This is a genomic window from Pseudomonas sp. FA-1, assembly GCF_056856075.1.
In genome coordinates this window covers 327,246-349,875 of sequence record NZ_JBWXTH010000001.1, presented here as the reverse complement: position 1 = coordinate 349,875, position 22,630 = coordinate 327,246, and the positions used below count along the sequence as shown (strand labels likewise).

At 66.2% G+C, this 22,630-nt stretch carries 19 protein-coding genes; 1 reads left to right on the top strand and 18 read right to left on the bottom strand.

Annotation, left to right across the window (positions count from 1 at the left end; translation table 11 throughout):
- Positions 1 to 3: 3 nt before the first annotated feature.
- From AC1MHZ_RS01580 to AC1MHZ_RS01525, 12 genes are read right to left on the bottom strand one after another with little or no spacing between them, the layout of a single operon-like run.
- The gene (locus AC1MHZ_RS01580; protein ID WP_482966032.1) at positions 4 to 2,316 is read right to left on the bottom strand and encodes an MMPL family transporter; all 2,313 of its coding nucleotides are present in this window, start codon (positions 2,314 to 2,316) and stop codon (positions 4 to 6) included.
- Positions 2,306 to 2,908 (bottom strand): outer membrane lipoprotein carrier protein LolA, encoded by a 603-nt coding sequence (locus AC1MHZ_RS01575; RefSeq protein ID WP_465001522.1) that lies wholly within the window; start codon positions 2,906 to 2,908, stop codon positions 2,306 to 2,308. Before AC1MHZ_RS01575 ends, AC1MHZ_RS01580 begins: the two co-directional genes overlap by 11 nt.
- Positions 2,905 to 3,330, bottom strand: coding sequence for an acyl-CoA thioesterase (locus tag AC1MHZ_RS01570; RefSeq protein WP_368828834.1), 426 nt, complete (start codon positions 3,328 to 3,330; stop codon positions 2,905 to 2,907). Before AC1MHZ_RS01570 ends, AC1MHZ_RS01575 begins: the two co-directional genes overlap by 4 nt.
- Positions 3,323 to 4,867, bottom strand: a complete 1,545-nt coding sequence (locus AC1MHZ_RS01565) for an HAL/PAL/TAL family ammonia-lyase (RefSeq protein ID WP_482965951.1) — start codon at positions 4,865 to 4,867, stop codon at positions 3,323 to 3,325. Before AC1MHZ_RS01565 ends, AC1MHZ_RS01570 begins: the two co-directional genes overlap by 8 nt.
- Complete coding sequence (locus AC1MHZ_RS01560) at positions 4,848 to 5,786, bottom strand: LpxL/LpxP family acyltransferase (protein ID WP_482965950.1); 939 nt, start codon at positions 5,784 to 5,786, stop codon at positions 4,848 to 4,850. The genes AC1MHZ_RS01565 and AC1MHZ_RS01560 overlap by 20 nt, the downstream gene beginning before the upstream one ends.
- On the bottom strand, positions 5,783 to 6,517 hold the full coding sequence (locus AC1MHZ_RS01555) for a glycosyltransferase family 2 protein (RefSeq protein WP_084853893.1): 735 nt from the start codon (positions 6,515 to 6,517) through the stop codon (positions 5,783 to 5,785). Before AC1MHZ_RS01555 ends, AC1MHZ_RS01560 begins: the two co-directional genes overlap by 4 nt.
- Entirely contained in the window at positions 6,510 to 8,189 is a 1,680-nt protein-coding gene (locus AC1MHZ_RS01550; RefSeq protein ID WP_368828838.1) for an ApeI family dehydratase, read from the bottom strand. Before AC1MHZ_RS01550 ends, AC1MHZ_RS01555 begins: the two co-directional genes overlap by 8 nt.
- Entirely contained in the window at positions 8,186 to 8,731 is a 546-nt protein-coding gene (locus AC1MHZ_RS01545) for a COG4648 family protein (protein ID WP_482965949.1), read from the bottom strand. Before AC1MHZ_RS01545 ends, AC1MHZ_RS01550 begins: the two co-directional genes overlap by 4 nt.
- Positions 8,728 to 8,982 (bottom strand): acyl carrier protein, encoded by a 255-nt coding sequence (locus AC1MHZ_RS01540; protein WP_084853898.1) that lies wholly within the window; start codon positions 8,980 to 8,982, stop codon positions 8,728 to 8,730. Before AC1MHZ_RS01540 ends, AC1MHZ_RS01545 begins: the two co-directional genes overlap by 4 nt.
- 9 nt (positions 8,983 to 8,991) lie before the next feature.
- Positions 8,992 to 9,261: a phosphopantetheine-binding protein gene (locus tag AC1MHZ_RS01535; RefSeq protein ID WP_084853900.1), complete on the bottom strand. Its 270-nt coding sequence runs from the start codon at positions 9,259 to 9,261 to the stop codon at positions 8,992 to 8,994.
- The gene (locus AC1MHZ_RS01530; RefSeq protein ID WP_084853901.1) at positions 9,233 to 10,048 is read right to left on the bottom strand and encodes a lysophospholipid acyltransferase family protein; all 816 of its coding nucleotides are present in this window, start codon (positions 10,046 to 10,048) and stop codon (positions 9,233 to 9,235) included. Before AC1MHZ_RS01530 ends, AC1MHZ_RS01535 begins: the two co-directional genes overlap by 29 nt.
- Positions 10,024 to 10,740, bottom strand: coding sequence for a beta-ketoacyl synthase chain length factor (locus tag AC1MHZ_RS01525; protein ID WP_084853903.1), 717 nt, complete (start codon positions 10,738 to 10,740; stop codon positions 10,024 to 10,026). The genes AC1MHZ_RS01530 and AC1MHZ_RS01525 overlap by 25 nt, the downstream gene beginning before the upstream one ends.
- A gap of 316 nt (positions 10,741 to 11,056) precedes the next feature.
- Here AC1MHZ_RS01525 and AC1MHZ_RS01520 point away from each other — a divergent pair, with 316 nt between their 5' ends.
- Positions 11,057 to 11,830, top strand: coding sequence for a ParA family protein (locus AC1MHZ_RS01520; RefSeq protein ID WP_084853905.1), 774 nt, complete (start codon positions 11,057 to 11,059; stop codon positions 11,828 to 11,830).
- Here the strand turns inward: AC1MHZ_RS01520 and trxC are convergent.
- The 6 genes from trxC to betB form a co-directional block, all read right to left on the bottom strand.
- Positions 11,827 to 12,261: a thioredoxin TrxC gene (gene trxC, locus AC1MHZ_RS01515; protein WP_416767264.1), complete on the bottom strand. Its 435-nt coding sequence runs from the start codon at positions 12,259 to 12,261 to the stop codon at positions 11,827 to 11,829. The two genes, AC1MHZ_RS01520 and trxC, sit on opposite strands and share 4 nt — an antisense overlap.
- Before the next feature lie 160 nt (positions 12,262 to 12,421).
- On the bottom strand, positions 12,422 to 13,882 hold the full coding sequence (gene selO / locus AC1MHZ_RS01510) for a protein adenylyltransferase SelO (RefSeq protein ID WP_084853907.1): 1,461 nt from the start codon (positions 13,880 to 13,882) through the stop codon (positions 12,422 to 12,424).
- 165 nt (positions 13,883 to 14,047) lie between these two features.
- Complete coding sequence (gene mscK, locus AC1MHZ_RS01505; RefSeq protein WP_324816972.1) at positions 14,048 to 17,356, bottom strand: mechanosensitive channel MscK; 3,309 nt, start codon at positions 17,354 to 17,356, stop codon at positions 14,048 to 14,050.
- Positions 17,357 to 17,391: 35 nt separating this feature from the next.
- The gene (locus AC1MHZ_RS01500; protein WP_084853909.1) at positions 17,392 to 19,134 is read right to left on the bottom strand and encodes a potassium/proton antiporter; all 1,743 of its coding nucleotides are present in this window, start codon (positions 19,132 to 19,134) and stop codon (positions 17,392 to 17,394) included.
- 236 nt (positions 19,135 to 19,370) lie between these two features.
- Complete coding sequence (gene betA, locus AC1MHZ_RS01495) at positions 19,371 to 21,068, bottom strand: choline dehydrogenase (RefSeq protein ID WP_224457208.1); 1,698 nt, start codon at positions 21,066 to 21,068, stop codon at positions 19,371 to 19,373.
- Positions 21,069 to 21,145: 77 nt separating this feature from the next.
- Complete coding sequence (gene betB / locus AC1MHZ_RS01490) at positions 21,146 to 22,618, bottom strand: betaine-aldehyde dehydrogenase (protein ID WP_084853913.1); 1,473 nt, start codon at positions 22,616 to 22,618, stop codon at positions 21,146 to 21,148.
- Positions 22,619 to 22,630: the final 12 nt, after the last annotated feature.

Here is a 22,630-nt window from a genome sequence, read left to right as displayed (position 1 = left end):
GTGCTATGTCCCTTGCTCACGGCTCGCCGCCCAAGGTGCCAGCAGGAAGCTGAACACCAGCCCCAGGCTCACGGCCAGGCCGAAGTTGCTCACTGCCGGCGTGCTGGACAGCGCCAGCAGGCCGAACGACAACCAAGTGGTGGCCGCCGCCAGCAAGGTGCCCAGCAGGCTGACCGCGGTACCGCCGATGCGCTCATGCATCAGGATGGCATAGTCCACGCCGATGGCGGTCACCAGCAGCAGGCCGAACAGGCTGAACAGGGTCAGTGGCTGCCCCAGCCAGCCGAGGCAGGCCAGGCTGCACAGCGCCGCCAGCAGCGGCAGGGCGACGATGCGCAAGGCCGCGCCCAGCCCGAAGGGCAGCACCAGCAGTACCAGGATCAGCCCACAGGACAACAGCTTGAGTTCGGCGGCGCTGACCTGGGTGGCGGCGAACAGCTGGTTGAGTTCGCCCAAGCGGTCGACCAACTGCACGCCCGGCAAATCCTGAGCCTGCAGGCGAAGCAGGGCGACATCGCCCTGGCCTTGCAGGCTGACGACGGCGGCCACGCCATCGTCGGTGCTGCCCAGCCACAGCGGCCGCCAGGCTTCGCCCAGCGGCCCGGCGAGTACCTGGTCGATCGTCAGCAGGGGCAAGGCTTGCAGTTGCTGCAGCTCGCCGCGCAAGGCTGTTTCAGGTACCCCCAGGGCCAGCAGGGGTTGCCAATGGTCGGGCAACTGCACCAAGGCCTGCTGCAACTGCCGTTGCTGCGCCGGGCTGGCCACCCGCTGGCTGAGCGTCATATAGCCCTTGAGCTTGCCCAGATCGACCAGTTCATCGAGTTTGCCGGCCAGTGTCTGCAGGCGCTCGAGCAGCTGTGTTTCATCGCTGGCGCGCACCAGGTAGAACTGGCTGGTCGGCTGGTAGCCCGTGATCCGCGCCACGGCCTGGGCTTCTTCGAGCAGCTGTGGCGGTGCGCCGACCCACTGGCGGATGTCGTTTCGTGTCTGCAGCTGCCACAAACCTGCAGCGCAGAACGCCAGCAGCAGGGCAAGCAGGACGGCGCTCGGTACCTTGGCCAACACGCGTTCGCGCAGGTCGGTCAGCCTCTGGGCGATACGCAGCGGCAAGCGCGCCGGGCGCAGCTGCGTGCCGCCGAACAAGGCCGGCAGCAGGCACACCGCGCTCAGGTAGGCGCCGACCAGGCCAGCGGCGGAAAACGCCGCGATCTGGGTCAGTGCCGGGAAGGGTGTGAAGGCCAAGGCCAGGTAGCCGATGCAGGTGGTCGCCAGGCTCAGGCTCAGCCCGGGCAAGGTCAGGCGCACGGCTGTCCAGCTGTGCCAGGGGCGCAGGCTCCAGCTCTTGGACAGGTAGTGCAGCGGGTAGTCCACCGCCACGCCGATCAGGCTCGAGCCCAGCACCAGGGTCATGACATGCACGCGGCCGAACAGGGCCGTGCAGATCACCGTGCCGAACAGCATGCCTACCAGCACCGGCACGAAGGCCAACAGCACCCGCCAGCGCCGGAACGCCAGCAGCAGCAACAGAAGGATGCCCAGGGTGGCGCCGCCCCCGACCCAGGTGATTTCCCGGCTGGCCTGGCGTTGTCCGCTGGCCGCATGCAGCAGCCCGCTGGCGGCCAGCAGTTGGGCGCCTTGCTGTTCGGCCTGCTGGCGGCCGATGGTGAGCAGGTCGGCGATCTGCAACGGCAGCTGCAGGTCGAAGGCGTCGTCGCGGGTGCTGGCGCGCAGCATCACCCAGTGCCTGCCACCTGCCTCGGCGACCAGGGCGCCGCTGGCCGTGTCCAGCTCGACATTGGCGGGTTTGGGTTGGCTGGCCTGGACGCGCGCACCCAGGCCCAGCCAGTCGTCCTGGTTGGCCAGCAGGCTGAAGCCTGCGAAAGGGTCGAACAGCGCCTGCACGCGTTGTTCGATGAAGGTGTCGGGCTGTGTCAGCAGCTGTTGGCGGTCGGTGGCGCCGAGCATCGCCAGGCGGCCTTGCAGCACCTGGGCGCGCATGGCCTGCAGGTCGGTCTGCAGGTTCCATTGCACCTGCTCGAACAGGCCGCTGGCCTGCCACTGGCCCGCCAGGCGCTCGGCCAGGCCCAGCGCCTGCTGGCGGTCGGCATGACCGACCAGTACCAGCAGTTGGCGGTTGAGCGGCGCCTGCATGCGCTGCTCGGCGCGCGCGACCAGTTCGTCCTGCGCAGCCCCTGGCACCAGGGTCATCAGGTCAGCGGAAACGGGGGCGCCGCGATGCCATTGCCAACTTGCCAGGGCGAGCACGGCCAGCAACAGGGCCAGGAACAGCCTGGGCAGCAGTCGTTCAGTCGGCAAAGTCACTGCGCTCCGAATCGCTCAAGGCCGTGGCGCCGGTGCTGCCAGGCATACGCAGCACGGTGCTGTCGCCCTGGGTTTCGGCCAGCACGATACGCTCCACGAAACGCCCGCCGGCAATATCGATGTGGGTGAACACCTGCTTGAGCAGCAACGAACGAGGCACCAGGTGCAATTGCCAGTGTTCGGCATTGCCGGTAAGGCTCAGCTCGAAGTCGCGCTGCAGGCCACTGCTGTCGCCTTGCAGCACGGCGAAGAACAGGCGGTTCTGTTGCGCCCCGGCACTCTGGCTGGGCAGCTTCTGCCAACCACTGGCGTCGCGCCGGGCTATGCCGTCGGCGGTGATGCGGTAGTCCTGGCGCAGCGGTGTCTGCAGCAGCCAGAGCAACCCGTGGTCGCGGGCCAGGACGAAGCGGCCCTGGCTCACCAGTGGCTGGGGCAGGGCGCGCAAGTGTTTCTCCTGGACGAAGGGGCCCTTCACCACTGTCGATGCGCCGAGCTGTTTTTGCAGCTCATCCAGGCTGAACGCCATGGCCTGCCGGCTGGCCAACAGCAAGGCGGCCATCAGCAGGTAGCCGGCCAGGCGCCTCATGCCAGCACCTTGCCGACGGCGTCGAGCATGGCCTGGGGCGAGGCCAGCTGCATTTCGCCGCTGTCGATGTGCACCGCGACCTGTACCGTGCTGGCGCGGGTCATGCGCTCGCCGCTGAGTGCATCGCTGATCAGGTAGTTGATCTTCAGGCGATGCTCCCATTCCACCAGGCTGGCACGTACCTTCAGGCGCTGGCCGAAGGTGGCGCCGCGGATGTAGCGCAGTTGCAGGTCGATCACCGGCCACATGTAGCCGCTGGCCTGCATGCGCGGGTAGTCGTGGCCCAGGCGTTCGAGCAGGGCGCAACGGGCCTGCTCCAGGTACTTGACGTAGTGACCGTGCCAGACGATGTGCATGCTGTCGACATCGAAGAAGGGCACGAGGATCTCCGTGTCCACATGGAATACCCCAGGCTTACGCATGCAGCCTCCAGTGGCGTTCGCCGATACGCGCCAGGCACAGGCGCAGCTCGCGCTCCAGGGCGCGGTCCTCGGTGACTGGGGCGAAGTCCTGCAGCAGGGCGGCATGCATGCTTGCCAGTGCCGGCGGCAACGGGATGGCATCGGCCCCACGGCCGCGCAGCCACACCCCCTGGTTGGCGGCCAACAGGGTCGCTGCGGCCACCTGTTCGCTCAGCTCCAGCACGCGCAAGGCATCCCGGGCGGCGATGGTGCCCATGCTCACTTTGTCCTGGTTGTGGCACTCGGTGGAGCGCGAGAACACGCTGGCCGGCAGAGTCAGCTTGAGGGCCTCGGCGGTCCAGGCACTGGCGCCGATCTGCACGGCCTTGAAGCCATGGTTGAGCATCGCGCGCCCGGGCTCGGCACCTGACAGGTTGCTGGGCAGGCCATGGTTATAGCGCTCGTCCACCAGCAGTGCCAGCTGGCGGTCGAGCAGGTCGGCGACATTGGCTACCAGGGTCTTGAGGCTGTCCATGGCGAAAGCGATATGGCCGCCATAGAAATGCCCGCCATGCAGCACCCGTTCGGCGTCGCCGTCGATGATCGGGTTGTCGTTGGCGCTGTTGAGCTCGGTCTCGATGAAGCTGCGCAACCAGCCCAGGCTGTCGGCCAGCACGCCCAGCACATGGGGCGCGCAACGCAGCGAGTAGCGGTCCTGCAAGCGGTGCAGGGGTGCCGCCGGGGCCTCGATGGCCAGGTCCTGGCGCAACCAGGCGGCGACCTGGTTCTGGCCGGGGTGTGGCTTGGCGGCGAACAGGCGCTCGTCGAAGTGCTCGGGGTTGCCTTGCAGGGCGATGACGTTCAGCGCCGTGATGCGCGTGGCCAAGTGCAGCAGGTAGTCGGCACGGGCATAGGCCAGGCAGGCCAGGCCGGTCATCACCGCGGTGCCGTTCATCAGCGCCAGGGCCTCCTTGGGGCGCAGCACCAGGGGCTGCCAGCCCAGCTCGCGGTGTACATCGGCGCTGTCACGGCGCTGCCCCAGGTACATCACTTCGCGCTCGCCCGACAAGGCTGCAGCGACGTAGGACAGCGGTGTCAGGTCGCCGCTGGCGCCGACCGAGCCTTCCTCGGGAATCAGCGGCAGGATGTCGTACTCGAGAAACGCCTGCAGGCGCTCCAGCAACGCCACGCGCACCCCCGACATGCCGTGGCTCAGTGAGCGCAGCCGGGCCGCCAGCACCGCCCGTGTGGCCGGCGCGTCGAGCAGCCGGCCAAGGCCACAGCCGTGGAAGGTGTACAGGTGGCGCGGCAAGGCTTCGACATGCTCCAGCGGCACGGCCACCACGCAGGAGTCGCCGTAGCCGGTGGTGACGCCGTAGATCACCCCTTCCTTGTCCAGCAGGCTGTCGACGAAACGCGCGCCGCGGGCGATGCGCTCGCGGTACGCGGCGTCTTCCTGCAACAGCGGGCGGGCGTGGCGTTGGCTCAGGGCCAGGATGTCCTCGATGGCGAGCGGGGCCTCGCCAAAGGTCACGGGCTCATGGGGATGCGTCGTCATCGTCGTTCCAGAAAGGGTAGAAGTTGAACCACTGGCCAGGGGCCTGCAGACAATAATGGCCCAGGCGGGCGGCATAGCGCCCGGCCCATTCGGCAATCACCTGCTCGCGCAGGTCGCGGCGCCACTGCAGGCGCTCGGCGAATGGCTCCAGGGTGATCCGGTAGCGGCCCTGGTGCTTGAGGCAGAACAGCAGGTTGACCGGGCAGCCCAGCAGGCCCGCCAGCAGCCAGGGGCCTTGGGGGAAGGGCGCCCGGTGGCCGAGAAAATCCACGGCCACGGTGCGGCTGCCGTGCAAAGGCACGCGGTCGCCGGCGATGGCCAGCCATTCGCCGCGCTCCAGGCGCTCGGACAGTTGCAGCATGATCGCCGGGTCCAGCTCGCTGACCTGGATCAGCCGCAGGTGGCTGGCGCCGGCCTCCCCCAGCAGGCGATTGAAGCGTTCGGCATGGCGGGTGTGCACCAGCACGTTCATGGTCACCCGCTCGCCCAGCTCCGCCAGGGCCCGGCAGACTTCCAGGTTGCCCAGGTGTGCGCCGACCAGCATCTGCCCACGGCTGCCGCGCAATTGCCGGCGCAGCTGGCTGAGGTCGTCGATCTCGATATCTTCAAGGCGCAGGCGGCCGTTCCAGGCGTCCAGCTTGTCCAGCAAGGCGTCGGCGAAGGCCATGAACTGGCCGAACACTCGCCCATGGGTCGGTGCCGGTACCTGGCCGCCGCTCCAGGCGGCCAGCCGTTGCTGGTACTGCCAGGCGCTACGCCGGGCCTTGCGACCGAACAGGAAGAAATACAGCACGATGCCATGGATCAACGGGCTGAGCAGGCGTCGGCCGAGCAGGCGCACCAGCACGGCGGTCAGCTTCATCAGCCAGAAGCTGCCGCGTTCACCCTGTTCGGCCCAGTGCCGGGAAGGGCGGTTCATCGTCGCCACCTGCGCCAGAGGATTCGCGGTGCGCGCAGCAGCATGCCGAAGAACAGCCGGGCGTGCATCCGCGAGATCAGCACGTTGTCGTGCAGCAGGCGAAAATGCGAGACGCCATCGCTCGGGTAATGCACCCGGATCGGCCGCCAGCGCATCGGCTGCCCGCGCCAGGCCAGGCGCACCAGGACCTCCGTGTCGAAATCCATGCGCTGCCCGAGGCGTACCCTGTCCAGCAACGCCAGGGTGGGGGCGAGCGGGTACACGCGAAACCCGCACATCGAGTCCGGGATGGCCAGCGACAAGGTGTTGATCCACACCCAGACGTGGGTCAGGTAGCGCCCATAGAGGCGCCCCTTGGGCACGCTGGCGTCGTACTGTGGATAACCGCACACCAAGGCCTGTGGGCAAGCCCTCGAGTCGGCCAGGAATGCGTGGACATCGGCAAGGTCGTGCTGGCCATCGGCGTCCACCTGCAAGGCATGGGTGAAGCCCAGCCGGGCGGCTTCGCGCAGGCCGGCCATCACCGCGCCGCCCTTGCCCTGGTTGACGGCCAGGCGCACCAGGAACACCTGTTCTTGCCTGGCCAACTGGTCCAGCACCTCGGCGCAAGGCGCGTGGCTGGCATCATCCACCAGCACGCAAGGCAACCCGGTGCCGAGCACCTGGGTGACCACCGCCGGCACGGCGTGTTCATGGTCGTATACCGGGATCACGGCGCAAGGCTTATGCACGGCCGGGCTCCAGGAGAATACGGCCACTGGAGCAGGCCTGGCCGTTGCTGGCGTAGGTGAAGTACAGCTTGCCGCGCTGGGCATCGTAGCGCAGGGTCAGCTCCAGCTCGTCGCCTGGGCGAACCAGTTGCTGGAACTTCAGCACTTCCATGCCGGCGAAGTGCAGCCCTTGCGGCAGCAGGGGCGTGGCCAGGGTCATGGCCCAGTCGACCTGCACCACGCCGGGCAGAATGGGGGTGGTGGGAAAGTGACCGGTGAAGCAGGCCAGGTCCGCCGGTACCGCCAGGCGCAGGCTCAGTTGCTGGTCGTCAGGTGTCGCCTGGAGCACGTCCGGAGCATTGTTGCGTGGGGCCTGCAGCAGTGCTTGGACCTGCGCCTGGGGAAGCTTGCCCTGGCCGTTGAGCGGCAGTTGCCGCAGCAGGCGCCAGCGCCGTGGCAGGGCCAGGCGCTCGCAATGTTGCGCCAGGTGCTGGCGCAGCGTATCGAGCAGGGCACGACGCCCCTGGGTACGCAGCTGATGCAGGCCAGCGGGGCTGGGCACGAGCAAGACGCCGAGGAACGCACGGCCTTGCTGCACAACGCCCAGTCGCGCTTCGCTGACCCATTCATGGGCGCACAGCGCCTGCTCCAGCAGCGGCAGCGAGATGCGCTTTTCTTCAAGCTTGACGATACGGTCCAGGCGCCCAAGCAGGTGGAAGCGGCCATCGTCGGTGAACTGCACGGCATCGGCGGTGTGTTCGACATGGCCTTGCGGCAGGTAGGGCGAGGCGACACACAGGGCGCCGTCCGCCGACTGGCTCAAGGTAATGCCTTCGAACGGACGCCATGGGGCATCGCCCTCGCGCCAGGCGATGCCACCGGTCTCGGAGCTTCCGAGGATTTCCACCGGCCACTGGCCCAGGCGCCGATGCAACTGCTGCGCGGCGTCCTCGGGCAGGGCGCCGCCGGAGGAGAACACCCGGCGCACTTGGCCCAGGGCCGGCCAATCGAGGTTGTCGCCCATGCGCTTGAGCAGTGCCGGGCTCGCCACCCAGGCGAAGCCCGGCTGTTCGCGGCTGGCACGCTGCAGGTCCTCCGGGAAGGGCAGTTGGCGACGCAGGAAGCTGCGCCCGGCGCACAGCGGCCAGAGGACGCGGAACAACAACCCGTAGATGTGTTGGGTGGCGACGCTGCCGATGATCCAGGCATCGCCCAGGTCAGAGCCCCAGAGGCGCTCAAGGGCTTGCACTTCATTGGCCAGCTGGCGCAGTTGCTTGTCGATGCGCTTGGGCTCGCCGCTGGAGCCTGAGGTGCACAGGCTGATCCGGCAGGCGTCCAGGTCCAGGTCGGCAGGTGCCAGCGGTACGCCTGAAAGCGACGCCAGGCTGTGGTCGCCCGGCTGGTCGCTGAGCCACAGATCGACCTGGTCGCTCCAGCGCGCACGGGTCTGTGCCTGCAGGTCGGCGGGCAGCAGTACCTGGGCCCCGGCTCGCCAGGCGCCCAGCAAGGCAATGGCCAGTTCGCCGGCATCCTCCAGATGCACCGCCAGGCGCTGCACGCCACGTTCGCGCAGGCCACCTGCCAGGCACAGGGCGGCCTGGCAGAGGGTGGCGTGGTCCAGCGCAGGCGCGCGGGTAACGACCCGAGGGGCGGCCTGTGGCCGCAGCAAATGCTGGGGTTCGATCCAGTTCATGAGCGTGCTCGCATACGTTGCCTGGCCAGCCATTCCACGGCGAACAGCACCCCCATGGCCAGATAGGCGATCAGGCCGTTGTAGAGGGTCCACCAGGCCAACGGCGCCCACAGGGTCAGGCCTGCGGCGATCAGCCCGTTGGCCAGGAAGAACAGGCACCAGACCTGCGTCACCCGGCGTGTGTAGGCAATGGCGGCGGCAGGCAGCTGCGGCTCGCGCAGGCGTGCCAGGCGTTCCACCAACGGTGGCCCGTACCTGAGGCTGGAGGCGAATAGCGCCAGCAGGAACCCATTGACCAGCACCGGGTACCAGCGCAGCAGCTGGCGGCTGTCGGACAGTGCCAGCAGCGCGCAGAAGGCCAGGGCGATGGTGGTCATCCACAGGTTGCCGGGCCGGCGCGGCGCGCCCAAGGCGCGGGCCAGCCACAGTGCGGCGAGCACCAGGGCGAACTGCCAGGGGGCGAAACGGGCCAGGCCGTAGTGCACGGCGAAGGGGTAGAGCACCCCGGCCAGCACCAGGCCGAGGCCGACCAGGCGCTTCATGCGGCGGAATTCACCAGGCGGTGCACCGCCTCGACCACATCCTCGACGGTGCGCACGGACTTGAAGTCCTCGGCGGTGATCTTCTTGCCGGTCTGGCGCTTGATATGGTCGATCAAATCGATAGCGTCGATGCTGTCGATTTCCAGGTCCTGGTAGAGGTGGGACTCCGGGCGGATGCTGGCCGGATCGAGTTCGAACAGCTCGACCAGGGCATCGCGCAGGAGGTTGAAGATGGCTTCGCGGTTTTGCATGGTGCGGTCTCAGGCAGCCTGTCGGGCAGTGATGAATGCCGCCAAGGTGGCGACATTGGTGAAATGGGAACGGGTGTCCTTGGCGTCGGCATCGATCTTGATGCCGAAGCGCTTCTGCAGGGCCAGGCCCAGTTCCAGGGCATCCACCGAATCCAGGCCCAGGCCTTCGCCGAACAGCGGCTGCTGGTCATCGATGTCCTGGACGCCGATGTCCTCCAGGCCCAGGGCGTCGATGATCAGTTGCTTGATATCACGGTGCAGGTTGTGTGGATCGCTCATCTTCGGCGAGCTCCTTGAAGAAGTACTGGTGCAGGTAGTCGTTGAGGCGGCGCGAGGCCACCGGTGCCGGGCCCAGCGCGGCGAAGGTGGCCGGGTCGATGTCGGCGCCGACGCGTAGGCGAAAGTGCACGCGGCGGTGCGGGATGCGGTACCAGGGCTCATGCTTGGTCAGTGTGCTGGGGCTGACGCTGATCGTCACCGGTGTGATGATTTTCGCACCGCGCAGGGCGATGGCCGCGGCGCCACGATGAAAGGCCGGGGCCTGGCCGGGCGGGGTACGGGTGCCTTCGGGGAAGATGATCAGCGGCTGGCCCTGGCGCAGGGTCGCGGCGGCGGTTTCCAGCATCTGCAGGCTGCCGTCGTTGCCGATATAGCCCGCTTCACGCACCGGGCCGCGGGTGAACGGGTTGTCGAACAGGCTCTGCTTCACCACGCAGTTGGCGTTGCGCGCCAGGCCGATGAGGAACACCACGTCGATCAGCGAGGGGTGGTTGGCGATGATCAGCTGGCCGGGGCGCCCCAGGCGCTCGGCTCCCTCCACCTCATAGGTCAGCACGCCGGTGACGCGCATGAAGCGGATGAAACGCCAGAACAGCCCGCCGATGGTGCGTCGCGCACGGCGTTGATGACGCGCCACGCCACCGGGCAGACAGGCCAGCAACGGGAATACCAGCACGCGCAGGCACAGGCCGCCGATACCGAAAACGGCGAAGCTCAGCGCGGTCGCCAGCAGGCGCCAGGGGTAGGCGTCCGTTGGCCTGTTCACGCGAGCCGATGCCAGTTCCATGACCGCAGGGCTCCTGGGTGGGTGAGTCGGGTTTGGCCGGCGAGCAGGTTCTTCAGCCAGTTCAGGGCGTGGGGCAGGGCGACGGGTGTGGCGCTGCTGCCGGGGGCCATGTCCAGGCGCCACTGGCTGCCGGGGGTGAGCAACAGGCCGAGGGCATAGCTGAAAGGCACATCCCCGACCCATGGGCTGTAGGCCACGGGCGGCGTCTCCTCGGCCACGATCAGCAGCACTGCCGGTGCACCGTCGTGCAGCAGGCCGGCGGCCTCCAGGAGCCCTTGCTCGAAACCATCGCCTGCGGCGGCCAGGGCGGTCATCTCGCAGGTCTGGCCACGGATGATCGACCACAGCCCGATCACCGCGTTGTGCACCGAGAGGCTGAACTGCGTCGGCGAAAGTGGCTGGCCCTGGGCGAGTTCGCCGAGCATGGAGAAGGTGCGCGGCGTTTCGCCATGGCGCGAGGCATATACCAGCGGCAGCGCGTCGTGGCCCTCGGCCAATGGCCAGCCGACGGCGAACGCCATGCGTGCCAACAGGCCCAGGCGCCTGCGTTGCAGGGCTGGCAGGAACGAAACGTCCGGCGCAGGGCCGTCGCCCTGCGGCAGTGACCTACCCTCGGCCCAGGCACGCCAGTCAGCAGGCGTCTGCAGGCCAGGGGCCCAGGCGCGCCATTGGCTGATGTTGAAAGTGATCACGATGTGTCTGGTTCCCGCCCTGAAAGACTTCCTTTGGCCAAGGAATGCGTCGGAACAATGACCTGACAGGGGTTGGTGCTCGTCGAGTGGCGCGCATTATCCCGGTGCAGGCGATCTGTAGCAAATACCCGTTGGACAATGGCGAACGGGCAAGTCGCCGGCCAGGGATGAAAGGTTCTATCGTTTGCCGGCATTTTCCGATGAACGGTGTAGGCAATATATCGGCCTGCAGGTAGGAAGGTTGAGGCAGGCGGTACTGGTCATTGTCATGCGCGGGCCACATACTCGGGCATTCGTTGATACACGGAGGTCTCCCATGCGGCGCGTGGTATTCAATCAGAAAGGGGGCGTGGGCAAGTCGAGCATTGCCTGCAACCTGGCGGCGGTCAGTGCCAATGAAGGCTACCGGACCTTGCTGGTGGACCTGGATGCCCAGGCCAACTCGACCCAGTACCTCACCGGGCTCACCGGCGAGGATATTCCCATGGGCATCGCCGATTTCTTCAAGCAGACCCTTTCCAGCGGGCCGTTCGCCAAGAAGAACCGGGTGGATATCTACGAAACGCCGTTCGACAACCTGCACGTGATCACCGCCACGCCGGAGCTGGCCGACCTGCAGCCCAAGCTCGAGGCCAAGCACAAGATCAACAAGCTGCGTAAGTTGCTCGACGAGCTCGACGAGGACTACGAGCGGATCTACATCGACACCCCGCCTGCGTTGAACTTCTATGCCGTTTCCGCGCTGATCGCAGCGGATCGCGTACTGATTCCTTTCGATTGCGACAGCTTCTCACGCCAGGCCCTGTATGGGCTGTTGGCGGAGATCGAGGAGCTCAAGGATGACCACAACGAGGAGCTGGTGGTCGAAGGTATCGTCGTCAACCAGTTCCAGTCACGGGCCAGCCTGCCGCAGCAGATGCTCGACGAGCTGCTGGCCGAGGGCCTGCCGGTATTGCCGGTGTACCTGGGCAGTTCGGTGAAGATGCGCGAGTCGCACCACGCCAGCTTGCCGCTGATCCATCTGGAGCCGCGGCACAAGTTGACCCAGCAGTTCGTCGAGCTGCATGCGCTGCTCGAAGAAAACGCCTAGACCCCCTGGCTACGCAACCACTCCAGCAACGACTGGAGGGGAAACGCCCCTGCCTGGCGACCGACTTCGCGGCCGTTCCTGAACAGGATCAGGCTGGGGATCGAGCGGATGCCCAGCTGCGCGGCCAGGTTGCGGTTGGCCTCGCTGTCGAGCTTGGCCAGGCGGCAGCGGCCGGTGAGTTGGCGGGCGGCCTGTTCGAAGACCGGAGCGAAGGATTTGCACGGGCCGCACCAGTCGGCCCAGACATCAAGCAACAGGGGCAGGTCGCCTTTGATCTGGCTGGCGTAGCTGCGCTCGGTAAGGTCGAAGGGCTTACCCAGCAGTACGTCCTGTTTGCAGCGGCCGCATTTGGGGGCATCGCCCAGTCGCTCGGCCGGCAGGCGGTTGAGGCCATTGCAGTGGGGGCATGGGATTAGCATTGGGTCGGACATGGTGTTTCCTCTTCAAGTCTTGCGCGCCCCTTGTAGGAGCGGCCTTGTGCCGCGATGGGGCGCGAAGCGGTCCTGATCCTGATGCACCGCGTTCGCTGGTCCTAGGGCCGCTGCGCGCCCCATCGCGGCACAAGGCCGCTCCTACAGGAGTAGGTGATCTTCAGGATGAGCAACTGATTTCCAGATGCTTGCCCCACTCCGGCGGCCGCTCGGCATAGGCTTGCATCCCCGGTTGCTCCTCGAATGGTTTGCACAGCACCTGGTGCAAGCGCCGCACTTCGCCGTAGTCCCCGGCTTCGGCCGCTTCGATGGCCTTTTGCGCCAGGTAGTTGCGCAGGATGTACAGCGGGTTGACCGCATGCATGCGCGCGCGCCGGCCTTCGGCATTGGTGGGTTCGCGTTCACAGCGGGCCAGGTAGTCCTGGCTCCACGCATCGAAACCGGCCAGGTCGATGAAGTCGTCGCGTACCACCTTCAGGGCATCGGCCACCGGTCGGTCGCCCAGCTTGCGGAAGAACAGGTTGTAGTCCACACCGCCGCTTTGCATGCGTTGCAGCAGGCGCTCGACCAGTGCCATATCGTCGTCCTCGGCGGTGGTCAGGCCCAGGCGCCGGCGCATGAGGTCCAGGTAGTGGGCCTGGTACAGCGGCAGGAACAGCCCCAGGGCCTCCTTGAGCGGCTCCACTTCGATCACGGTGGTCAGGGCCTGGGCCAGGGCGCTCAGGTTCCAGTGGGCGATGGGCACCTGGTTGGAATAGCTGTAGCGGCCGCGGTCATCGGAGTGGTTGCAGATGAAGTTGGCGTCGAAATCGTCGAGGAAGGCGTATGGGCCGAAGTCGAAGGTGATGCCCAGGATCGACATGTTGTCGGTGTTCATCACCCCGTGGCAGAAACCGTAGGCCTGCCAGTAGGCGATCAGCTCGGCGTTGCGCTCGACGATGGTGCGGAACATCGCCAGGTACGGCTGCTCTGCGTCCTGGCACTCGGGGTAGTGGTGTTCCAGCACATGGTCGATGAGCACCTTCTGCTGCTCGGGCTGGCGGGTGTAGTAGAAGTACTCGAAATGGCCGAAGCGGATGTGGCTCTGGGCCAGGCGTAGGAGCATGGCAGCGCTTTCACGGGTTTCGCGCCAGACTGTGGTGCTCGAGCCGATCACGCACAAGGCGCGGCTGCTGGGAATGCCCAGGGCGTGCAAGGCCTCGGAGGCGAGGAATTCACGGATCGAGGAACGCAGCACGGCGCGGCCGTCGCCCATGCGCGAATAGGGCGTCTGGCCGGCGCCCTTGAGGTGCAGGTCCCAGTGCTCGCCGGCGTCGTTGAGGACTTCGCCCAGCAGCAGGCCACGGCCATCGCCCAGGCGCGGGTTGTAGGAGCCGAACTGGTGGCCGGAATAGACCATGGCACGCGGGTCGGCCTCTTCCCACAGCTTGTGGCCGCTGAACAGCTCGGCAAACACCGGCAGTTCGGCCTGGGCCGGGTCCAGGTCGAGCAGGGCCATGGCCGCCTCGCTGGCCACCACCAGGCGTGGCTCGGCGATGGGGTCGGGCAGCACCTCGGTGGAGAAGGCGTCGCCCAGGCGGGCGAAGCGGTTGTCGAAGGTCAGTTGGTCGAGGGCTTTCACGGGGCCTGCTCCTGGGCTTTGGGGCTGAGGGGCCGCGTTGCGGCCCGTCGCGGGGCAAGCCCGCTCCTACAAGGGACGCGCGGAACCTGTAGGAGCGGGCTTGCCCCGCGAACGAGGGCGCAGCCCTTGCAAGGATTCTGCACAGAATAAAGTATTCGAGTGCACTCAGGCCGATGCAGTGCCATCCGGTTTCAGGTTTTCCGCCGGCACCAGCTGTTGCTTGCCACCTTTGGTGTCGATCAGGAACACCTCCACCTGGCGCACCGAGATCTTGATGCCATGGGCCTTGAATTCGCGGCTGATGTAGCGGTTGAGCTCATCGAGCGTCGGGTTGCGGTCGCCCAGGTCGCGCACGTGCATGCGCAGTTCATGGTCCAGCGAGCTCTCGCCGAAGTTGAGGAAGTACACGATCGGCTCCGGGTCCTTGAGCACCCGGGGGTTTTCATGGGCGCCCTTGAGCAGCAGGTCGCGCACCAGGTCCAGGTCCGAGCCGTAGTCGATGCCAAGCTTCAGGGTGACCCGGGTGACCGTGTCGGTCAGCGACCAGTTGATCAGCTGGCCGGTGATGAAGGTCTTGTTGGGGACGATGATGTCCTTGCGATCGAAGTCGGTGATGGTGGTCGCCCGGATGCGGATCTTGCTCACCGTGCCCGACAGGTTGCCGATGGTGATGGTATCGCCGATGCGCACCGGGCGCTCGAAGAGAATCATGATGCCGGAGATGAAGTTGGCGAAGATCTCCTGCATGCCGAAGCCAAGCCCCAGGGACAGGGCTGCCACCAGCCATTGCAGCTTGTCCCAGCTCACTCCGAGCGTGGCCAGGGTGCTGACGATGCCGACCCCGGCGATCACATAGGAGAGCAGCGTGGTGATGGCGTAGGCGCTGCCCTGGGCAAGGTTCAGGCGCGACAGCACCAGCACTTCGAGCAGGCCGGGCAGGTTGCTGGCCAGGGCCACGGTGATGCCGGCGATCACCAGGGCGCCGAGCAGGTCGCCGAGGCTGATCGGCACCATGCTCGCCGCCGCGCCGGTGCCGCTGCTGTATTCGTACAGGGTCACGTTGTTGAGGTAGGAGAACACGGTGATCAGGTCCGACCAGACCCAGTACAGGCCACCGATGAAGCCGCCCAGCAGGGCCAGACGGATCAGGCGCAGGGACTGCTGGTTGACCTGTTCGATGTCCAGGGTCGGCTCTTCGGTGATCACTTCGCCGTCGAGCCCTTCCTTGACGGCCTGGCGCTTGCTCAGCGCGCGCTGGTAGGCCAGGCGCCGCGCGGCCACCGACAGGCCGCGCACGAACGCCGCCTCGATCACCAGCCAGAACAGCAGCAGGTACAAGGTGTAGATCAGCCGGTCGGTGAGCTTCAGGGCGGTGTAGTAGTAGCCGAAGCACACCGCCACGAACAGGGCGATGGGCAGCGCGGTGAAGGCCACCCCGACTGCCTTGCGGAACAGCGAGGTGTCGCGGTGCGCCGGGCTGCTGAGCAGCAGGCGGCTGAGCAGCCAGGCCATCAGGGCATAGCAGGTCAGGACCACCCCGATGCCCAGCACGTCGTCGGCCAGGGCCGAAGGCTGGTGCTCGGCCACCGCTACCACGCCGACCAGGGCCAGCACCACGGTACCCAGGCGGCGTACCCAGCCGCGCAGGAATTCGACCTGAGGCTTGTACCAGCGGAAGTGGATCTCGGCCACACCGCCTGGGGCGAGGATACGGTAGGCGGTGTAGAACACCAGCCAGGCCTGGGCGATCTGCCACAGGGCGGCGCCCAGGTTGGCATTCTGCCCCCGGGCGTCGATCTGCAGGGCGTAGCCGGCCAGGGCCAGGCCGAGGGCGACCGGCAGGGCCAGGAGAATGTTGATCAAGATCGCCTGGGGCGTGTGCCACTGGCTGTCGCGGCGGAAATGGCCGATGTCCTGGTGTACCTTGCCCAGGCGCTGATACAGGTACTTGCGTCGCCACAGCAGCGCGCCGATCACCAGCAACAACGGCAGGAACAGCAGCGGCCGCTGGACCAGGCCATCGGCCAGCTCCTTGATGCCCGAACCCCACGGCAGGTTGGCCACCTGGTCAGCGAGACGCTGCGGTACATAGCTCAGCCATTCCCAGTCCAGGGGCTTGTTGCTGGGGATCCAGAACATCTGCTCTTCCAGGGTGGTGCGCAGGTTCTGGGCGGTACCGAGCAACTGCTTCTGGTTCAGCTGCAGGGTGATGGACTCGTTGAGCAAGGCCGACAGTTCACGGTTCAGGCGCTCGAGCAGGTCGCTGCGGGTGATCACCACTTCGAGCAAGGCCTTGCGCAGCTGGGGCGTGGCGTCTTCACCGGGCTGGTTGGCCAGCAGCTTGTCGACATAGGTGGACGGGCTGCTGATCTGCTCGCGCTGCTGGTTGACCTCGAACTGGTACAGGCGGATGTCGGCGATCTGGTCGGCCAGGTCGCGGTCGACCTTCAGGTGCGGCAGGGATTGCTTCTGCTTGTACAGGATCTTCGACAGCAACAGGCTGCCCTTGAGCACGTCGATCTGCTCGTCCAGGGCTTGGTCGGCCTGGGTCAGGCTGTCGAGCTGCTGCTTGGTGCGCAGGTTCTGCTGGGTGACCTCGTTGAGGCGGTCGGTGCTTCTGAGCAGGTAGTCGGAGAGCTTGAGGTTGGCCGTGCTTTCGTTGGCCAGCAAGGTGCTGCCGCCAGCCTTCTGCGCCTCGATCGACTGCTGGGTGACGGTCTGCTGGGACTGGGCCAGGCGCTTGTCGTTGATCAGCGTCTGCAGGTCCTGGATCTCCTGCTCCAGGCGCGTGGCGCGTTCGATCAAAAGGTCGTGACGGGCGTTGCCCAGGTCCTGCAGCAGGCTGTTGCTGGCCATCTCCTGGCGGCGCAGCAGGATCCGGCTGTCGAGGGCGGCAAGCTCGGCGGTGAGCTGGTTGCGCAGGTCGGCGGTCAGCGGCTTGCCGTTGTCCTTGCCGCTCTTGAGGCTGTTGTTGATCTGCTGGATGCGCGTCTGGCTGCTGCTGATCTCGGCCTGGGCCCGCTCCGGGCGGGTCTGGGAATTGATGATCAGGCTGTTGGCCTCCGACAGCGCCTTTTGCAGGTCGCCCTGCTGGGCACTGCGCTCGCCGAGCATCTGCTCGAGTTGGGGCACGGCCAGGCTTGCATAACGCTGGGCCACCGGCACGGTCTTGCTGTCCTTGAGCTTGGCAAGCTCGCGCTGGCTTTCGCGGATTTCGTTGGGCGCGCCGGCGATCTGCTGCTTGAGGTCGGCCAGCTTGCGTGTGTTGTCCTCTTGGCTTGCGAGCAGGCTCAGGGTCTGTTCGAGCACCTGCTGCAGGGCCTTCTGCTCGGCCTCGGGCAGTTTGCGGTCGGCGATCTTGTCCAGGCTGCCCTGGATGCCGGCGGCGGTGGGCGCCTCAGCCGCAGAGGCCAGGAACGAAAGTGACAGGCACAGCCCGAGCAGGGCTGCGCTGAGTGTTGAACGCAGGGACATAGGCAGAATTCTTGTGGAACGAGGCAAATCGGAGTTTAGAGGAACAACCCGGGGCCGGGGCGGGTACCTTCGGGAAATCTGACGCCCACTTTCTGGATCTTGTTCCCTTCCATGGTCGCCACGGTCCAGATCGTGCTGTTCCATTCGACCTGGTCGCCTACTACTGGAGCGCCTCCGACCTTTTGTCGGATGAACTGCGCCAGCGGCATTTTCGCGTCCAGGCCTTCGAGTTTCAGACCATAGAGCGCAGCCACCGCGCCGAGCTCGGCATCGCCTTCGAGCACGAAGTCTCCGAAGAAGCGCAGGTCCAGGCCGCGTTGCGGTGCCTGGCTGAACAGTTTACCCAGGGCTGGCAGGTTATGTTCATGGCCGATCACACAGAGCATATCGCCGACCTCCAGTACCGTGCTGCCCGAGGGGTGCAGCAGTTGTTCACCGCGAAACAGCGCGGCGATACGCGTGCCCTCGGGCATCTTCAGCTCGCGCAGCGCGGCGCCGATGCACCATTTCTCAGCACCCAGGCGGTAGACGAACAGCTCCCATTCGCTGGTGATGTGCACTTCCAGGGCGGAGCGGGAGATCGGGGCCGGGTCCGGCGGCACCGTGACCTTCAGCAGCTTGGCCATCCACGGCAGGCTGGTGCCTTGCACCAGCAGCGATACCAGGACGATGAAGAACGCCAGGTTGAAGAACAGCTGGGCATCCGGCAGCCCGGCCATCAGCGGGAACACGGCAAGGATGATGGGGACCGCGCCGCGCAGGCCGACCCAGGAAATGAACGCCTTCTCGCGGCCGTGAAAGGCCTTGAACGGCAACAGGCTGGCGACCACCGACAGCGGCCGGGCGAACAGGATCATCCACAGCGCCAGGCCCAGGGCCGGCAGGGCGATGGGCAACAGGTCGTGGGGCGTGACCAGCAGGCCCAGCACCAAGAACATGCCAATCTGTGCCAACCAGGCCATGCCATCGAGCATGTGCAGGATGCCGTGGCGGCTGCGGATCGGCCGGTTGCCCAGCACCAGGCCGCATAGGTACACAGCCAGGAAGCCGCTGCCGTGCAGGGCGTTGGTCAGGGAGAACACCGCCAGGCCGCCGGCGATCACCAGGATCGGGTACAGGCCACCGGCGAGGCTGATGCGGTTGACCAGCTGCAACATCAGCCAGCCGCCACCCAGGCCCAGCAAGCTGCCGATGCCGAACTCGCGCAACAGGTGGGTGAGCAGGCTCCAGTGCAGGCCGGTCTGGCCGCTGGCGATCATGTCGATGAGGGTGACGGTGAGGAATACCGCCATCGGGTCGTTGCTGCCCGACTCGATTTCCAGGGTGGCCGAGACCCGCTCGTTCAGGCCCTTGCCGCCGAGCAGCGAGAACACCGCTGCTGCGTCCGTGGAGCCGACGATGGCGCCGATCAGCAGGCCCTGGATCAGGCTCAGGTCGAACAGCCAGGCGGCGACCATGCCGGTCAGGCCGGTGGTGATCAGCACGCCCACCGTGGCCAGCGACAAGGCCGGCCACAGGGCCACGCGAAAGCTCGCCACCCGGGTGCGCAGGCCGCCGTCGAGCAGGATCACGGCCAGGGCCAGGTTGCCCACCAGGTAGGCGGTCGGGTAGTTGTTGAAGATGATGCCGCCACCATCGACACCGGCAGCCATGCCGACGGCGAGGATGATGACCAGGATAGGAATGCCCAGGCGGGATGACAGCGAGCTGACCAGGATACTTGCCCCGACCAGCAGTGCGCCGATCAGGAACAGGCTGTTGATGGTGCTCGCATCCAAAGGCAGTACTCCGGTACATCGCGGGGAAAGGGCAGGGCAGCGTTGACTTAGCAGGTCGCGTGCCAATCGATTCTAACCCGATGAATTGGCCGCCTGTAAAGCGTTTCTGCAAATGAAAAAAGCACCGATCAAGGTGCTTTTCTCTGTGTTGCAGTGTCGACGCTATCGCGGGGCAAGCCCGCTCCCACAAGGAACGGTGATCGCCTGTAGGAGCAGGCTTACCCCGCGAAAGGGCCTCAGCCCTGCTTGACCTCACGCATCGGCTTGCCTTTGACCGGCGCGCCGTTGGCCACGTAGTACTTGGCGGTGCTGCGCGGCAGCGGCTTGCGGCCACGGATCTTGTCCGAGATCTTCTCGGCGATCATGATCGTGGTGGCGTTGAGGTTGCCGGTGATGATGATCGGCATGATCGAGGCATCGACCACACGCAGGCCCTGCATGCCGTGCACGCGGCCTTCGCCATCGACCACCGCCATGTCATCGGTGCCCATCTTGCACGAGCAGGACGGGTGGAAGGCGGTTTCGGCGTGCTCGCGGATGAACTTGTCCAGTTCCTCGTCGGTCTGCACGTGGGCGCCTGGGCTGATCTCGCGACCACGGTAGGGGTCCAGCGCCGGCTGGGCCATGATTTCGCGGGTCAGGCGGATGCCGTCGCGGAATTCCTGCCAGTCCTGCTCGGTGGCCATGTAGTTGAACAGGATGCTTGGGTGCTGGCGCGGGTCCTTGGACTTGAGCTTGATGCGGCCGCGGCTTGGCGAGCGCATGGAGCCCATGTGCGCCTGGAAGCCGTGCTCCTTCACACCGTTCGAGCCGTTGTAGTTGATCGCGACCGGCAGGAAGTGGTACTGGATGTTCGGCCACTCGAACTCAGGGCGGGTGCGGATGAAGCCACCAGCCTCGAACTGGTTGCTGGCGCCGATACCGGTACCGTTGAACAGCCACTCGGCACCGATGGCCGGCTGGTTCCACCACAGCAGCGAGGGGTACAGCGAGACCGGCTGGGTGCAGGCGTACTGCATGTACAGCTCCAGGTGGTCCTGCAGGTTCTCGCCGACACCCGGCAGGTCGTGTACGACCGGGATATCCAGGCTTTCCAGCAGTTCGCGCGGGCCGACGCCGGAGCGTTGCAGCAGCTGTGGCGAGGCGATGGCGCCGGAGCTGACGATGACTTCCTTGCGGGCGCGGGCTTCCATGCGCTCTTCGCTGTCGCCGACCAGGTAGGTCACGCCGATGGCGCGCTTGCCGTCGAACAGGACGCGGTCGGTCAGGGCGTGGGTGACGATGGTCAGGTTCGGGCGCTTCTTGGCCTGGTCCAGGTAGCCGCGGGCGGTGCTGGCGCGACGGCCTTTCGGCGTCACGGTGCGGTCCATCGGGCCGAAGCCTTCCTGCTGATAGCCGTTGAGGTCTTCGGTGCGCGGGTAACCGGCCTGCACGCCAGCTTCGACCATGGCGTGGAACAGCGGGTTGTTGCCGGCCTTGGGCGTGGTCACGCTGACCGGGCCGTCGCCGCCGTGGTAGTCGTTCGGGCCGATGTCACGGGTTTCGGCCTTGCGGAAGTACGGCAGGCAGTCCAGGTAGGTCCAGTCTTCCAGGCCTGGCAGTTTCGCCCAGCCGTCGAAGTCCATGGCGTTACCGCGGATGTAGCACATGCCGTTGATCAGCGAAGAACCACCCAGACCCTTGCCACGGCCGCATTCCATGCGACGGCCGCCCATGTGCGGCTCCGGGTCGGTCTCGTAGGCCCAGTTGTAGCGGCGGCCCTGCAGCGGGAAGGCCAGGGCGGCCGGCATCTGGGTGCGGAAGTCGAAGCGGTAGTCCGGGCCGCCGGCTTCGAGCAGCAGGACGGTGACGCCAGCGTCTTCGGTCAGGCGGGTCGCCAGGGTGTTACCGGCGGAACCGGCGCCAACGATGATGTAGTCGAATTCTTGGGACATTGAAGTACCCTCGTGTTAGCGGTGATCAGGGAGCGGAAACGCCCGTGCACGGCGGCACGGGCGTGGCTAGACAGGGTTTAGAAAACCGAGTTGTAGCCGCCCAGCTCGACCTGGACCGACTTGATGCGGGTGTACTGGGCCAGCGAGCTGACGCCGTTTTCGCGGCCGACGCCCGACTGCTTGTAGCCACCGACCGGCATTTCGGCCGGGGACTCGCCCCAGGCGTTGATCCAGCAGATACCGGCTTCAAGCTTGTGGATGATGCGGTGGGCACGGCTGATGTCGTTGGTGCACACGCCTGCGGCCAGGCCGTATTCGGTGTCGTTGGCGCGACGGATGGCTTCTTCTTCGGTTTCGTAGGTCAGGATGCTCATGACCGGGCCGAAGATTTCTTCCTTGACGATGGTCATGTCGTCGGTGCAGTCGGTGAAGACGGTCGGCGCAACGAAGGCACCCTTGGCGAAATCACCGTCCATCAGACGCTCGCCACCGCACAGTACGCGTGCACCTTCTTCCTTGCCCTTGGCGATGTAGCCCAGGACGCTTTCCATGTGCGGGAAGCTGACCAGCGGGCCGAAGTTGGTGTTCTCGTCTTCCGGGTTGCCAACGCGGATGCGGGCAACGCGCTCGGCGATCTTGGCTTCGAAGGCGGCCTTCATCGACGCCGGTACGAACACGCGGGTGCCGTTGGTGCAGACCTGGCCGGAGCTGTAGAAGTTGGCCATCATGGCGATGTCGGCGGCCTTGTCCAGGTCGGCGTCGTCGCAGATGATCAGCGGCGACTTGCCGCCCAGTTCCATGGTGACTTCCTTGAGCGTGGAGCTCGAAGCGCTGGCCATGACCTTCTTGCCGGTGGTGGTGCCGCCGGTGAAGGAGACTTTCTCGATGCGTGGGTGTTCGGTCAGCCAGGTGCCGACTTCACGGCCGCTGCCGGTCAGGACGTTGAACACGCCGTCAGGCAGGCCGGCTTCGGTGTAGATCTCGGCCAGTTTCAGGGTGGTCAGCGAGGTGACTTCCGAAGGCTTGAAGATCATGGCATTGCCGGCGGCCAGGGCCGGGGCGGATTTCCACAGGGCGATCTGGATCGGGTAGTTCCAGGCGCCGATACCGGCGGTCACGCCCAGCGGCTCGCGGCGGGTGTAGACGAAGGAGCTTTCGCGCAGCGGGATCTGCTCGCCTTCGATGGCCGGTACCAGGCCTGCGTAGTATTCCAGCACGTCGGCGCCGGTGACGATGTCGACGTAGCGGGTTTCAGAGTACGACTTGCCGGTATCCAGGGTTTCCAGCATGGCCAGCTCGTCGTTGCGCTCGCGCAGGATATCGACGGCGCGGCGCAGGATGCGCGAACGCTGCATGGCGGTCATGGCAGCCCAGACTTTCTGGCCACGCTCGGCGCTTTCGACGGCCTTCTCGACGTCCGCCTGGGTGGCGCGCTGCACGTGGGCGAGGACTTCGCCGGTGGCCGGGTTGATGGCTTCGAAGGTAGCGTCGGAGCTAGCGTCGACATAACCACCATCAATATAGAGTTTTTGCGTTCCGAAACGGGCCATAGTGTCCTCGCA

Coding starts and splice junctions, on each gene's coding strand:
- AC1MHZ_RS01575 (WP_465001522.1), bottom strand. CDS start 2,908: ATGAGGCGCCTGGCCGGCTACCTGCTGATGGCCGCCTTGCTGTTGGCC.
- AC1MHZ_RS01570 (WP_368828834.1), bottom strand. CDS start 3,330: ATGCGTAAGCCTGGGGTATTCCATGTGGACACGGAGATCCTCGTGCCC.
- AC1MHZ_RS01565 (WP_482965951.1), bottom strand. CDS start 4,867: ATGACGACGCATCCCCATGAGCCCGTGACCTTTGGCGAGGCCCCGCTC.
- AC1MHZ_RS01560 (WP_482965950.1), bottom strand. CDS start 5,786: ATGAACCGCCCTTCCCGGCACTGGGCCGAACAGGGTGAACGCGGCAGC.
- AC1MHZ_RS01550 (WP_368828838.1), bottom strand. CDS start 8,189: ATGAACTGGATCGAACCCCAGCATTTGCTGCGGCCACAGGCCGCCCCT.
- AC1MHZ_RS01545 (WP_482965949.1), bottom strand. CDS start 8,731: ATGAAGCGCCTGGTCGGCCTCGGCCTGGTGCTGGCCGGGGTGCTCTAC.
- AC1MHZ_RS01540 (WP_084853898.1), bottom strand. CDS start 8,982: ATGCAAAACCGCGAAGCCATCTTCAACCTCCTGCGCGATGCCCTGGTC.
- AC1MHZ_RS01535 (WP_084853900.1), bottom strand. CDS start 9,261: ATGAGCGATCCACACAACCTGCACCGTGATATCAAGCAACTGATCATC.
- AC1MHZ_RS01530 (WP_084853901.1), bottom strand. CDS start 10,048: ATGGAACTGGCATCGGCTCGCGTGAACAGGCCAACGGACGCCTACCCC.
- AC1MHZ_RS01520 (WP_084853905.1), top strand. CDS start 11,057: ATGCGGCGCGTGGTATTCAATCAGAAAGGGGGCGTGGGCAAGTCGAGC.
- trxC (WP_416767264.1), bottom strand. CDS start 12,261: ATGTCCGACCCAATGCTAATCCCATGCCCCCACTGCAATGGCCTCAAC.
- mscK (WP_324816972.1), bottom strand. CDS start 17,356: ATGTCCCTGCGTTCAACACTCAGCGCAGCCCTGCTCGGGCTGTGCCTG.
- betA (WP_224457208.1), bottom strand. CDS start 21,068: ATGTCCCAAGAATTCGACTACATCATCGTTGGCGCCGGTTCCGCCGGT.
- betB (WP_084853913.1), bottom strand. CDS start 22,618: ATGGCCCGTTTCGGAACGCAAAAACTCTATATTGATGGTGGTTATGTC.